The sequence below is a fragment of the Corynebacterium sp. MSK073 genome (assembly GCF_030232085.1).
Lineage (GTDB): Bacteria > Actinomycetota > Actinomycetes > Mycobacteriales > Mycobacteriaceae > Corynebacterium.
This window is the reverse complement of record NZ_JASPIY010000007.1, coordinates 41,539-55,330: the sequence shown is the minus strand read 5'-3', so window position 1 is coordinate 55,330 and position 13,792 is coordinate 41,539. Positions and strand designations below refer to the sequence as shown.

Annotated in this window: 10 protein-coding genes; 6 read left to right on the top strand and 4 right to left on the bottom strand. The window is 59.6% G+C overall.

The genetic code is table 11. From position 1 onward, the window contains the following. Positions 1-1,797: a cell division protein PerM gene (locus QP970_RS06200; protein ID WP_239269198.1), complete on the bottom strand. Its 1,797-nt coding sequence runs from the start codon at positions 1,795-1,797 to the stop codon at positions 1-3. Between the two features lie 515 nt (positions 1,798-2,312). Here QP970_RS06200 and QP970_RS06195 point away from each other — a divergent pair. The 3 genes from QP970_RS06195 to QP970_RS06185 all read left to right on the top strand — a co-directional run bounded on the left by QP970_RS06195 (position 2,313) and on the right by QP970_RS06185 (position 6,159). Beyond that, positions 2,313-3,068 carry a M23 family metallopeptidase gene (locus QP970_RS06195; protein ID WP_239269199.1) on the top strand — a complete coding sequence of 252 codons (756 nt, stop codon included), beginning with the start codon at positions 2,313-2,315 and terminating at the stop codon, positions 3,066-3,068. Positions 3,069-3,336: 268 nt separating this feature from the next. Then, the gene (locus QP970_RS06190; RefSeq protein WP_239269200.1) at positions 3,337-4,977 is read left to right on the top strand and encodes a histidine-type phosphatase; all 1,641 of its coding nucleotides are present in this window, start codon (positions 3,337-3,339) and stop codon (positions 4,975-4,977) included. Positions 4,978-5,400: 423 nt separating this feature from the next. Further along, positions 5,401-6,159, top strand: a complete 759-nt coding sequence (locus tag QP970_RS06185; protein WP_239269201.1) for a M23 family metallopeptidase — start codon at positions 5,401-5,403, stop codon at positions 6,157-6,159. On the opposite strand, the gene pcrA is transcribed toward QP970_RS06185, so the two are convergent. After that, positions 6,156-8,699 (bottom strand): DNA helicase PcrA, encoded by a 2,544-nt coding sequence (pcrA, locus tag QP970_RS06180; protein ID WP_284869784.1) that lies wholly within the window; start codon positions 8,697-8,699, stop codon positions 6,156-6,158. The two genes, QP970_RS06185 and pcrA, sit on opposite strands and share 4 nt — an antisense overlap. A 118-nt stretch (positions 8,700-8,817) precedes the next feature. On the opposite strand from pcrA, the gene QP970_RS06175 reads away from it, so the two are divergent. The 3 genes from QP970_RS06175 (at position 8,818) to pgi (ending at position 12,286) form a co-directional block, all read left to right on the top strand. After that, entirely contained in the window at positions 8,818-9,141 is a 324-nt protein-coding gene (locus QP970_RS06175) for a chorismate mutase (protein ID WP_005279891.1), read from the top strand. Positions 9,142-9,205: 64 nt separating this feature from the next. After that, positions 9,206-10,552 (top strand): Na+/H+ antiporter family protein, encoded by a 1,347-nt coding sequence (locus QP970_RS06170; protein ID WP_239269203.1) that lies wholly within the window; start codon positions 9,206-9,208, stop codon positions 10,550-10,552. Positions 10,553-10,648: 96 nt separating this feature from the next. Next, complete coding sequence (gene pgi, locus QP970_RS06165; protein ID WP_239269204.1) at positions 10,649-12,286, top strand: glucose-6-phosphate isomerase; 1,638 nt, start codon at positions 10,649-10,651, stop codon at positions 12,284-12,286. 209 nt (positions 12,287-12,495) lie between these two features. On the opposite strand, the gene QP970_RS06160 is transcribed toward pgi, so the two are convergent. After that, entirely contained in the window at positions 12,496-12,921 is a 426-nt protein-coding gene (locus tag QP970_RS06160; protein ID WP_239269205.1) for a YccF domain-containing protein, read from the bottom strand. Positions 12,922-12,956: 35 nt separating this feature from the next. Then, positions 12,957-13,763 carry a DNA-formamidopyrimidine glycosylase family protein gene (locus QP970_RS06155; protein WP_239269206.1) on the bottom strand — a complete coding sequence of 269 codons (807 nt, stop codon included), beginning with the start codon at positions 13,761-13,763 and terminating at the stop codon, positions 12,957-12,959. Between the last annotated feature and the right edge of the window lie 29 nt (positions 13,764-13,792).

Sequence of the window (13,792 nt, the reverse complement as noted above, 5' to 3'; positions counted from 1 at the left end):
CTAGTCCCTCCTACCGCTTTCAGTAGAATCTGCCGCTTCCGATTGTGCTGCTTCGCCGCCTTCTGCCGCGCCTGTGTCGCTCTCTTCGGATTCTTCCACGAGTTCGCCCTCCAAGATCTCGGGGTCTGCATCCTCGGCCGGGGCTGCCGCTTCACGCTCGCCGCTTGCCGATGCCCCCTCGTCCTCACCATCTCCCGCGGTACTCTCCGCGTCATCGCCGTCGTCGCTGTCTTCGACGACCTCCCCTTCGATGACCTCGTCGGCGTTGTCTGCGGTTGCCGTGGATTCTGCGGCAGCGTCTTCGTCGTCGGCTGCGTCGTCCGCGTCATTCGCTGCTGACTCGGAGCCCTCACCGTCGCCAGATTCCGAATTATCCTCGTCCTCGTCCGTTTCGATCTCGTTCGGATCGGCATCAGCATCGTCGCCGTCAGCCTCGTCGGTTTCGGCCTTGTCTGCATCAGACTGCTCTGCGTCAGCGGTGCCCTCGGAAGCGGTATCTTCTGCCGACTCTGCAGCATCTTCTGAATCCTCTTCGGAGGCCTCCGCCGCCGACGACTCCGCTTCAGCTGCGCGGGTATCCCGCCAGTTCATAAGCGCAAAGGCTGCCGCAACGGCCAAGCCCACGACGGCGATCCACAGCGCGGCGAGGCCAGCAGCGGTCCACAGGTGCGGGCCGGTGTGACCGTAGTAGCCAAGCGTGCCGCTAACCAGATAGCACGCGAAAAACATGATGACCGCGGTAGCCACCGTGGCCGCGAGCACCTTCTGGAAGGACGGGCGTTTTTTATACAGGGACATCGTCGCCGCGATGAGGGGAACCACCATGAAGACGACCGCCCAGCCGGGCGAGGATGCCGGGATGCCACCGGTAATAGGCAGCGGCGGCAGCGGAACAAGGTGGGTGCTAAAGAGGCTGACCTGTGCCTCCCCCGCCGAAAACTCCGAACCAACAAGCACTGCCCCGGTGCTGACGATGGCGTTGGGAATATACAGCAAGCTCAACAGGATGAGGGTGAAAACGCCCAGCCCAGAGATGGACGGATATTCATCCATCATCTCCCCTTGGCGCGAGAAGTTCACGATGAAGACGAGCACGAAGACCACGGTCGCGCCAATGGCGAGGTAGGCGAGATAGCGCAAGGCGATAAGGGCGGCATCAACAAGCAGCGGCGGGGCACCATAGCGCTTGGCCAAGGCGCGCCACAGGCGGGTACCCATGCCGGCCGCCATCGCCGCTAGGTGCACCACGATGACCCGGGCAAGCGCAGCAGCGAGGTTCGGCGGGGATACATCGAAGACCTTGCCGGCATCCCACAGCATCACCCAGGCGATGCAGGTCAGTACCACTGGCACGCCAACCACACAGGCGACAAGAATAGCCAGGTCCTTCACGCTGACTTTGTGTTTTACCGCGGCACGCACGCGCACCGCCACCACCGTGGCGAGGATAAGCGCGGGCAAGGCTGGGAGGAACGACAGATCCACCCCGGCCGCAGATACCGGCGCGAGGTTAAAGACCATCCACGCTTCCGCCACGATGGTGGGCAGCCACGCGAGCGGTGAGCCGAAAAGCAAAAGCGTGCCGAATGCGAGCGCCACAATAATAAGGACAACAATAATATTCGGCAGCGCCGCCGACATGAATAATTGGCGGATGCGCCCGGCCTTCGTCAGCGGGGCCGGCGTGCGACGGGCCTTCGCCTTCGACCCGGCTTTGCGAGCGACGCGTTCTGCAGAATTATGTGGCTTCTGCGTCGCGGTAGCGTGCGGTGCACGAGGGGCGCGCTCTGTCTGCACTGTCCGGCCCCGCGCCTGGCTACGCGGGCGAGGCGTTGACCGAGATTGGGGGCTGGTGTTTTTGTTCATCGGCGTCCACTTTGCCACCTTTTGCGCGCGGTAGCGGGGTGGCGCGACGAGGCGCCTCCAAAATCACCGTGGACTTCTTCAGTAACTACTGTAGACATATATATGGAATAAAGTTTTCCCCCTTATTCCCCACTGGTCACAGTAATTTCACACTGGGACGCTTCCGCAACCGGCCCCTCAGGTGCACTATTACAGCCTCGGGGCTACCGCGAGGGTTTGGCTTTGAGAGATTTATATCGCACTATGCGTAAAATTCTCCAGAAGTTGCCTGCATGTAGGCTTATTCCAAACCGGCGCGAGAAAAAATTCACTTTTGGCTTGCTGTTATCTTTTTGAGACGCTACTGTTACATCTCGTTGGTAACAAGAAGGTCACAATCTCGTAACTAACCTAAAGACGCTGTAACGCTCTTTTTGAAGATTGTGAAAGACACGAAAGAAGATTTAATGCGAAGCAAAGTTCAGCGTGGCGCCGGTCGCCATCGCAAGATTGTCACCTCGCAGACCACCAAGGGTCGTATCGCTGTCATGACCGTTGCAGCCGGTGCCGTGTCCACCGCCGGCGTAGGCGGCGCAGCTGCCGCTAACGTTGAGTCCGACAACACTGCGGCTACCACCACCAAGACGCAGTCTGTTGACTACAAGCTTGCCGCTGATACTTCCGAGGTTAACAACGCCCCAGAAGGCTCCTCCGATGCTGCACCACAGATCCTCAACGTGGCTGAGGCAAAGCCGGTCACCAACTTGGTTGACCAGCTGAGCAAGTCCATCCAAGCTTCCGCTGACCGCGCCGCCGAGGACCTTGCCGCTCGCGCCCCTTCCATTGCTCGCCCCGCTGAAGGCGCCTTCACCTCTGGCTTCGGCCCGCGCTGGGGTTCGTTCCACTCGGGTGTTGACATCGCCAATGCCATTGGAACCCCCATCCTCTCCATCATGGACGGCACCGTTATCGATTCCGGCCCAGCCTCCGGCTACGGCCAGTGGATTCGTATCCTCCACGATGACGGCACCATGACCGTCTACGGCCACATGCAGACCCTCGACGTTGCCGTGGGCGAGCACGTGCACGCAGGCCAGAAGATCGCCGGCATGGGGTCCATGGGCTTCTCCACCGGTTCCCACCTCCACTTCGAGGTTCACCCGAACTCCGGTGACGCCGTTGACCCACAGGCATGGCTGGCCGAGCGAGGCATTCAGCTCTAAGAGCCTTCTTTCCTTCTTGTTAAAGCGCCGCAGATATCCTCTGCGGCGCTTTTACTATGCCTTCCGCCTCGGCACCTCCGCTAGCTCGCAATCACAATCATTCAACGCAGCGTTGCGGCTGCAGGGTCTGGGACCCGAATCCGCCAACACACCGCAAAGCGCCGAAAAGTATTCCTGCAATTTACCTATATGCCATGTGGCCGCAAGATGCGGCCCTTAAGCTGTCAGCTGTCTTTTTATCAAGCTCTCCAGCAAGGAATACCTTTATATGCGTACACGCACTCTCTCCCTCTTCACCGCCCTTAGCTGTGCCCTCGCACCCGCACCAGCTCTAGCTTCCGAAAGTGCTACCTACTACTCCACCAAGCAGCATTACCAACCACAGGGCTCAAGCTACGCCCAAGCCCCCAGTGGGTTTCACCAGATTTACACCTCAACGGTAGATCGCCACGGATCCCGCGGGCTATCAAGCTTTAAATACGATGACCTCGCGCAGCAGATGCTGGAGTATGCCCAACAACGCGATCAGCTCACCGAGCTCGGTACAAAGCTCATCCCGCAAGTAGAGGCCATGATAGCGGTAAACCGAGAGCTATCCGGTGGCCCTGGCCAAGAGGCCGGTTATGGAAATCTAACGGAAGTGGGACGAGAAGAGCTCAGGGGCATCGGCAAGCGCAATGCACAGCGCAATGCGGAACTACTGGGATCGATTGCTAACGATGACCTCAAGGTGAGCTTTACTTCCTCAGGAGAGGACCGTGCCAATGACTCTGGGTGGAATTTCGGGGAAGGTCTACTGGAACAATCCCCGGCACTGGCCGAGCAGTTGGGCGATGAAATGACAGATGGCCACGTTAACATCGCCGCACGCCCTGACTTGATGTACGCACACAAGGATAAAAAAGCTGCATCCTATGAGCGCTATACAGAGTGGAAGGACTCTCAGGCCTTACAGGAAAAAGTACAGCAGGCCTACGCCAAGCCAGAGTCGCAGCAGGCTGCACGCAGCTTGCTGGCTAAGATTTTTGCGCCAGAGTTTATCGACGGTTTAGCAGATGGTTCCGTGCACTTTTCCGCCCGAGAAAAGGACGATAAATCCGTTGAGGGCATCGTCGATGCTGCCTTACAGTTCTACAACCTTTACATCATCGCTCCAGCTCTAGAGCATGAGGAAAAGGCCCCAGCGGAGGGCTGGATCTTTGATAAGTACATGGACGATACCAGCGGACCAACCTTCGCGTACCTGCTTGACGTAGAAGACTTCTATGAGAAAGGCCCGACTATCAAGGGGCAGACGGTTGCCTACGACAACTATGAACCACTGCTTGAAGAGATGATTAGAAACGTTCAGGACCGCGCTGCTGGCGGCGACGTAGCGGCTAATTATCGCTTCGGTCACGCCGAGACCATCATCCCGCTTGCCGCGCTACTGAAGCTGCCAGGGTCCGAGCAGGGGATCCCGGAAGATGATTTATATAGCTGGGATAACTCCGCATGGCGTGGTGATTCTGTCTCACCGATGGGCGCGAATATCCAATGGGACGCATTCCAAAATGATCGCGGCGAGACCCTCGTGCGAATGCTCTACAACGAAAAGGAAATCCCGTTCCACGATGGCTGTGAGCCTATTTCCGCTGACTCAACGTTTTATACCATCGAGGAACTGGCCGAGTGCCTGCCCTTAAACTCCACCTCAGATCACTCTCAAGCCCACCTTATTAACGCTGAAGACGCTGCAGATCACCAAGCACCGGTTGATGATTCCCTCTCTTCCAAGCCGCAGTCCTGGGGGATCATCGATGCCATTGCGGGCGCACTGGCCATCGGTATAGGAATCGGTGCGGCCAACGCTTTCGGGCCACAAATTCAACAGCTACTGCAGAAATTTAGCAGCCAGCTCCCCTTCTAGTGCCGTTCGAGAGGCCCCTGCCCGACAGGGGCTCAAAACGCTTTCAGCCGAGTCCAGTACAGGGCCTTGTCGCAGGTGAATGGCAGTTTTCCACCCCGACACCGACAAGCTCAGCCCGCCACCCCCACTAGCCACCCCCAGAGCTTAAACCAGTACTTCAAACCCGCAACTTTAGCCACTTTCGTAACACGCGCAACAAGCTGGCATGTTCGAAACTTTTCGAACAATCATGGTTTCTACCAGCATTTTTCCAGATTGCGCGACACCCATGGGCAGGCTAACTTTTAACTCGTTGCCACAAGCGAACGCCAAATGGGGTATTTCCATTCCCTCGGCGTGTCGCACAGGGCAGTTGAAAGACGCCAAACCTTCAAGGTTTGCTCGCCTCGAGACCATGCACAGCCATGAAAAGGACTTAAACTTATGAAGCGCATGAACCGCGCACGCAGGAATGTAGCGCTAAGCATCATCACGCTTGGCACCGTTTTTGCTACCGGCACCTCCGCTTTTGCTGCTGATCCAGTGGCCAGCGTGGACGTTTCGAACGGCTCCTCTGAGCCACAAGCCACCAACGTTGATAACGCGGGCGTGATCGACGCCGCCGTCGGCCTCGCGAATACCGCCGTTGGTGTACTCAACGGCGATGCCACCCCGAAACTTAGCCAGAATGACTCCGGCGGGGTCAACATCGTCTTAGACCCCTCCTCCGTTCCTGGTCTGGGAGAAGCCTTCACTCCCGAGGGAGACCGCTCCGGGCTTACCCCTGAGCGTGGCAAGGACGCCGCTGGTAATACGGTGGTCTTCCCCACCTCCGGCACCTTAACCTCGGGCTTCGGTATGCGCTGGGGCGCGATGCACAACGGCATCGACGTCGCTAACCCAGTCGGCACCCCAATCCACTCCGTCATGGACGGCACGGTCATTAACTCCGGTCCGGCACAAGGCTTTGGCAACTGGATTCGCATCCAGCACGTCGATGGCAGCATCTCTGTCTACGGCCACATGCCCGCCAACTCGCTGCGCGTGAACGTGGGCGACCACGTTTCTGCGGGCGACCACATCGCGGACATCGGCAGTGAGGGACGCTCCACCGGCCCGCACCTGCACTTCGAAATTCACCCAGGCGGCGGCGCAGCCGTTGACCCAGTGGGCTGGTTCGACGAGCGCGGGATTTCGGTCTAAAGCTTTTCCATCGGCACACCGCCGATGAGCATGAGCCGCACCTTGCCGGAGGAACCGAAGTCCACGGTCACCGTGGCGCGGGCACCGGAACCGGCCGTTTCAATCACGGTTCCGAGCCCGTACTTCGCGTGGTTAACCCGGTCTCCCACAGCAAGGTTGAGGTTCTTATTCTTCGGCATGGAATTGGCTGCAGGCTGGCGAGTGCGTTGCGAAGGGGAAGACGTAGCGCGCTGGCCAAACCCAGCACCCCCACTACCGGCATAGCCACCACTAGAACCGCGGCGATAGCTCCGGCCATATTGATAATCATCGGCTCCCCAGGAACCGGTGAGGTCACTATCGGAATCCTCTCGCCGCCAGTCGATGAGATCCTCTGGGATCTCGGCGAGGAAGCGACTGGCGGGATTGGTTACCGGATTGCCCCACGCAGAGCGCAAGATGGCGCGCGTGAGGTACAACTTTTCGCGGGCACGCGTGATACCCACATACGCCAAGCGGCGCTCTTCGCTCAATTCCTTCGGGTTACCCAGTGAGCGCATGTGCGGGAATTGGCCGTCCTCCCAGCCAGCGACAAAGACGACGGGAAACTCCAAGCCCTTGGCCGTATGCAGGGTCATCATGGTCACTACCCCAGTCTCAGAATCCGGAATCTGATCCGCATCTGCGACCAGGGAGACCTTTTCCAAAAAGGCCTGCAACGAGCCCGGCGCGGCTTCGCCTTCTTCTAATAGCTCATTGGGATCGACCGCATCCGCCCCGGCAGCGGCCAGCTGGTTGGCGGCCTCCGAGGTAAATTCGCGGGCCACGGATACCAGCTCATTGAGGTTATCGAGGCGCGCGCCATCCTGCGGGTCGTTGGAGTTTTCTAACTCCGCCTTATAACCGGTGGCATCCAGGATGGCGGTGAGCAGTTCGCCCAAATCGGGCTGGCCGGTCACCTCATCGCGCATGCCTGGGATTTGTGCGCGGATGCTGTCCATCATGTCATTGAATTTGGTAACGGCATTTACGGCGCGGGTGCCAAGACCGGGGACGTCGCCCCGGGGGACATCGGCAAGCGCCTTGCCAAAGCTTATCCCCTGGTTTTCCGCGTGCAGGGCAATCTGGCCCTGGGCCTTATCGCCAATGGCGCGCTTGGGGACGTTGATGATGCGGCGCAGGCTCACCGTATCGTCCGGGTTATCCATAATGCGCAGGTAGGCCACCATATCGCGGATTTCGCGGCGTTCGTAAAAGCGCGTTCCGCCAACGACCTTATAGGGGATGCCGGAACGAATGAAGATATCCTCCAGCGCGCGGGAGGCATTATTGGTCCGGTACATCACGGCGATATCGGAATAGCTGTGGCCCTTATCCGCCAGCGCATCAATCTCTGCGGCGATAAAGCGGGCTTCATCGTGTTCGTTATCCGCCACATAGCCCACGATGGATTCGCCATCGCCATGCGCGGTCCACAGGTTTTTCTCCCGACGGTTCTCGTTTTTCGCAATCACGGCATTGGCCGCGTTCAAGATGGTCTGCGTGGAGCGGTAGTTTTGCTCCAATAAGATGGTGTGCGCCTGCGGGTAGTCGCGCTCGAATTCCTCGATATTGCGGATGGTGGCGCCGCGGAAGGCATAAATGGACTGATCGGAATCGCCCACCACGCACAGCTCTGGGGCATCGGGACCTAGCTCGCCCTTGCCCACGAGCGCCGCTACCAGCGCGTACTGGGCGTGGTTGGTGTCCTGGTACTCATCAATAAGCACGTGCTTAAACCGTCGGCGATAAAACTCCACCACCTGCTTGTGCTCGGTGAAAATGCGCACTACTTCCCCAATAAGACCGTCGAAGTCCACCGCATTGGCCGCGCGCAGGCGGCGCTGGTACTCGGCGTAGACATCCGCCACGGTGGTTTCAAAGGGGTTCTTGGTCTGCTGCGCTTTGTCGGCCGCCTCGACCGGGCCCACGAGCTCGTTTTTGTGGTTAGAGATCTGGTTTGCCAGCACGCGCGGGGTGTATTTCTTCAGATCCAGCTGCATGTCCTTGGCAATCATGGATAAAAGCCGGCGGGCATCGTCGCCATCATAAATGGTGAAGTTGGTATTAAGGCCCGGCACGAGCTGCGCGTTCTGGCGCAGGATGCGCACGCAGATGGAGTGGAAGGTGGACACCCACATGCGCTCGGCTACCGAACCCACTAAGGAGCCCACGCGCTCCTTCATCTCCGCGGCGGCCTTATTGGTAAAGGTAATGGCGAGAATTTCCCACGGGTTTACCCCGCGGTGGCGCATGAGGTACGCGATGCGGCGGGTAAGCACCGCGGTCTTGCCGGAACCCGCGCCGGCAACGATCAGCAGGGGCCTGTCGGTATGGGTGACCGCCTCTAATTGCTGCGGGTTCAGGCCTTGGGTTAAAGGATCGGATTCCGCGGGCCTGGGCGTGCTGCCAAAAGGGTTCTGCTGTTCGGGTTGGCTAGGGGCAAAGCCGCCGCGGGAGGAGGCACCAGATGCGGGTTCGCGCGGGGTGAAAGAAGGGCTAAATGGAGAGTTATTCGTCATAATGCCTACCAACCTACTAGCCCCACCGGACATGGCCCGTATTTGCGGCATACACTGCGCTTTCCAAAACCCTGACCAAGTAGCACGATGGCACCGCGAAGTGGCACAATAAAGGACCATGACCGCTGAAGATAATGAATCCATCGTTGACAATGGCTTGGATATCCGCACGCCCACCGGCACGGATGATCCCCTATCTGATGCGGAAATCCAGCAGTATCGCGAGGAAATCAACCGCCTGGATCAGATCATCTTGGATGCCGTCAAGCGCCGCACCGAGGTCTCCCGCGCGGTGGGCCGCACCCGCATGAGCTCCGGCGGCACGCGCTTGGTGCACACCCGCGAGATCGCCATCCTCAATGAGTTCCGCGCGGAACTTGGCGAGGAAGGCCCCACCATCGCCTCTGCCCTGCTGCGCATGGGGCGCGGACGCCTAGGCTGAATCCACTTTAAAAGACCCGGATTAATTACGATCTCATCCATACTATGCAGTACGCTTTCGGGGCATGAATGCAGTACTCATCGCCGTCATTATCATGCTCGCGCTCGCCCTCCTGCGGGTGCACGTGGTGGTGGCGCTTTTCATCGGCGCGATAGTCGGCGGCCTCCTATCCGGCATGGGCCTGGATGCCACCATGGTCGCCTTCCAGGACGGGCTCGGCGGCGGCGCCAAGATTGCCTTGAGTTATGCCCTCTTGGGCGCCTTTGCGATGGGTGTTGCCTCCGCCGGGCTGCCGCAGATCCTGGCCAACTTTCTCATCGCCAAGCTCGGCGGCACCGGCGAATTAGACCCCAAGGCCGCGGCCACCACCAAGTGGATGCTCATTCTTGGCCTTATCGCCATGGCCGTGATGAGCCAAAACCTCATCCCCGTCCACATCGCCTTCATCCCGCTGCTGGTCCCGCCGCTATTGGCGGTGATGAATAAGCTCAAGCTGGATCGACGCCTTATCACCACGTGCCTGACCTTCGGCCTTATCACCACCTACATGTTCATTCCGGTGGGCTTCGGGTCCATCTATTTGAACGATATCCTGCTCTTCAATATCGAAGAGGCTGGCCTGGATACCTCCGATATCAATATTATGCAGGTCATGGCCATTCCCGCCCTGGGCATGCTCACCGGCCTGCTCATCGCCATCTTTATCAGCTACCGCGCCCCGCGCGAGTACGAGGACCGGCCTATTGCCGCCGAAGAGCACCAGGAAACACCCTCGACGTATAAAATCTGGGTCTCCATCCTGGCGATTATTGCCACCTTCGCCGTCCAAATCATCATGCAGACGCTCGATTTCGAATCCGATGGCCTGCTCGTCGGCGCCCTGACCGGCCTGGGTATCTTGCTCATTTCCGGCGCGGTGGATTGGAAGCACGCCGATGACGTTTTTACCAACGGCATGAAAATGATGGCGCTTATCGGCTTTATCATGATCACCGCGCAGGGCTTTGCCTCCGTCATGACGGCCACGGAGGAGGTCGGCCCGCTTGTCGATGCCACCGCCAGCCTCTTTGGCACCAATAAGTTCCTCTCCGCAGGCGCCATGCTCTTGGTGGGCCTGGTGGTCACCATGGGCATCGGCTCATCCTTTTCCACCCTGCCGATTATCTCCGTTATCTACGTTCCCCTGTGCGCCTCGCTCGGCTTTAGCCCCGCGGCCACGGTAGCGCTCATTGGTACGGCAGGCGCGCTTGGCGATGCCGGCTCCCCCGCCTCCGATTCCACCCTCGGCCCCACCGCGGGCCTCGGCGCCGATGGCCAACACGACCACATCCGCGACTCCGTCATCCCCACGTTTATCCACTTCAATATCCCACTTCTGATCGCCGGCTGGGCGGGCGCTCTCATCCTCTAAATGCCACATTTTCACGGTGCCGTTGGCACTCATTCTCGACTACGGTGGGAGGGGTACACATTGCCAATGCGCTCGTCGCCAGAAAGGCCAATTGCCATGGATATCACCGCATCGTCCCAGTGGAAAGACCTGGTCAAGGTTTATGAAGAAAAGCAGGACCTGCGCCTGCGCGAACTCTTCGCCGCAGATGCAAACCGCGCCGAGAACTACACCTTCGACGCCGCCGGCCTGCACGTGGATTTATCCAAAAACCTCATCGATGAAGACGTCCTCCAGCACTTGGTTGAGGTAGCCCGCGCCGCCGACGTGGAAGGCCGCCGCGATGCCATGTTTGCAGGCGAGCACCTCAACAACACTGAGGATCGCGCCGTCCTGCACACTGCCTTGCGCCTGCCGGTAGAAGATGACTTGCACGTCGATGGCCAAGATGTCGCCGCCGATGTCCACGAGGTTTTGGGCCGCATGCGCGATTTCGCCACCGCCCTGCGCTCCGGTTCCTGGTTGGGGCATACCGGCCACACCATTAAAAAGGTGGTCAATATCGGCATTGGCGGTTCCGATCTCGGCCCCGCCATGGCCGCACAGGCCCTGCGTTCCTATGAAGTAGCCGGCATTTCCGCGGAGTTCGTCTCCAACGTGGATCCCGCCGATATGGCCGCCACCTTGGATGGGCTCGATGCCGGCTCCACCCTCTTTATCGTCTCCTCCAAGACCTTTACCACCCAGGAAACCCTGACCAATGCCCACGCGGCCCGCCGCTGGCTCATCGAGCAATTCAATGGCGATGAATCCGCCGTAGCCAAGCACTTCGTGGCCGTATCTACCAATGCGGAGCAGGTGGAAAAATTCGGCATCAATACGGACAACATGTTCCCGTTCTGGAATTGGGTGGGCGGGCGCTACTCCCTCGATTCCGCCATTGGCCTGTCCTTGATGTGCACCATTGGCCCGATGGATTTCATGCGCTTTTTGGAAGGCCTCCACGCCATGGATGAGCACTTCCGCACCGCCCCGCTAGAGCGCAATGTGCCCGTACTCATGGGCCTGCTGGGCATCTGGTACACCAATTTCTTTGGCGCTCAAACCCACGCCGTCCTGCCGTACTCGCAGGACCTCGGCCGCTTCCCGGCCTACCTGCAACAGCTAACCATGGAATCCAATGGCAAGTCCGTGCGCCGCGATGGCACCGCGGTCACCACTGGACAGACCGGCGAAATCTACTGGGGCGAGCCGGGCACCAATGGCCAGCACGCCTTCTACCAGCTCATGCACCAGGGAACACGCCTCATCCCGGCGGACTTCATCGGCTTTGCCCGCCCCAAGGAAGACTTCCCCACCGCAGACGGCACCGGCTCGATGCATGACCTGCTCATGGGCAATTTCTTCGCCCAAACCAAAGTGCTGGCCTTTGGCAAGACGGCCGAAGAAATCGCCGCCGAGGGCGTTGAGGAAGACCTCGTGCCGCACAAGGTAATGCCGGGCAACCGGCCCACCACCACGATTATGGCCGAGGAGCTTACCCCCTCCACCCTGGGCGCGCTCATCGCGCTCTACGAGCACATCGTCTTTACCCAAGGCATCATCTGGGATATCAACTCCTTCGACCAATGGGGCGTGGAGCAGGGCAAGCAACAGGCCAATGATTTGGCCCCTGCCGTCTCCGGCAGCCAAGAGGTAGATTCCGGCGACCAGTCCACCGATAAGCTCATCGGCTGGTACCGCGCCAACCGTTAGCTCCGGCCCGCGCCCGAGTCATGCGCCCCGCGCCTCGGGCTCTAGCGTAAAGGTGTCCACAACAACCGCGTTCTTAAAAAATCTGCCCGCAAATTCAGACAAACGCGGTTGTTGTGGACACTTTCGTGCCTAAGCACCACAGATCGCTAAAGCGCCCAGCCGCGAAGCAACATGTCGCTTCGGGCTAGGCGCTCTCAGGCTTGGTGAATTTACAGCTTCACCATGGGCTGCCAGCCGGCCGGGATTTTCTTCGAGCTGACGACCTTGCGGCCGAACGGGAAGCAGGTCACTGGAATCATCTTGAGATTGGCCCAGGCAACGGGGATACCGATGATGGTAATCGCCTGGATGACGGCGGTAACGACGTGGCCAATGGACAGCCACAGGCCTGCAATGACGAACCAGATGACATTGGAGATGGCAGACATCCCGCCGGTGCCCTTGCGGGGCTCCACCACGGAGCGGCCGAACGGCCACAGCGCGAACTGGCCCATGCGGAACGAGGCCACGCCCGCCGGAATCGTCACGATGAAGATGCAGGCGATGATGCCGAAGAGAAAGTAGCCCAGCGCAAGAACGATGCCGCCGGAGAGTAACCAGATGATATTAAATACGAGATTTAGTAGTGATCGCATGCCCGCTAGCTTAGCGCGAAAAGCGTAAAGGAACCTTAGAGCGGCTGGCAGTGCGGGCAGAACCAGATGATGCGCTCTAATTCTCCCTCATCCCCGCCGCGGTCAACGCCGCCCAGGGAATCTTTCTGAATAATGGTGCCGCAGCGCCGACAGCGCTTGCGGTTGCGCCCAAAGACATAGGTGGTCTCCCCGGCGCGGCGCACACCGGTGGTCACGCGGATGGGCGAGTTCCGGTTGGCCCACATAATGCGCTTGCCGATGTCCAGTACCTGTTCCACATCCACCTCTGCCACCGAGGTGGCCGGGTGAACGCCGGCGAGGAAGCAGATTTCGGCGCGGTATTCATTGCCAATGCCCGCCACGACCTTCTGGTCCAAAAGCGCCGTGCCGATGCTGCGCTCGGGTCGCGCGCGCAAACGGCGCACCGCTTCCTCGCGGTCCCAGTCGGGGTCCAAGATATCCGGTCCAAGGTGGTTGATGCGGCTAAAGTACTGATCCGCGTCGAAGATATCGACAAAACCCAGCCAGTGGCCCACGAGTTCAATATCGCGCGGTGAATGGGCCAATTGCAGCACGATGCGCGCGCTATGGCCGGGCTTGCGCCAGCGGTCGCCGGCGTAGTGGATGGCCCAGGTGCCCTCCATCTTTAGGTGGGTGTGCACGATGGTCTGATCGAATTGCATGAAGAGGTGCTTGCCATAGGGCCACACGCGCTCGCAGATGGTGCCGGTGAGGTTTACGGTGGCGTGCTGCGGCACGCGCACGGAACAGCCGGTAACCTCGCGCCCAGTCATAAACTGCAGGCGACGCGAAAGTTGTAGGACGGAATCGCCTTCGGGCATGGGGGCTGGCCTCCTTCCGTGGGCCTCAG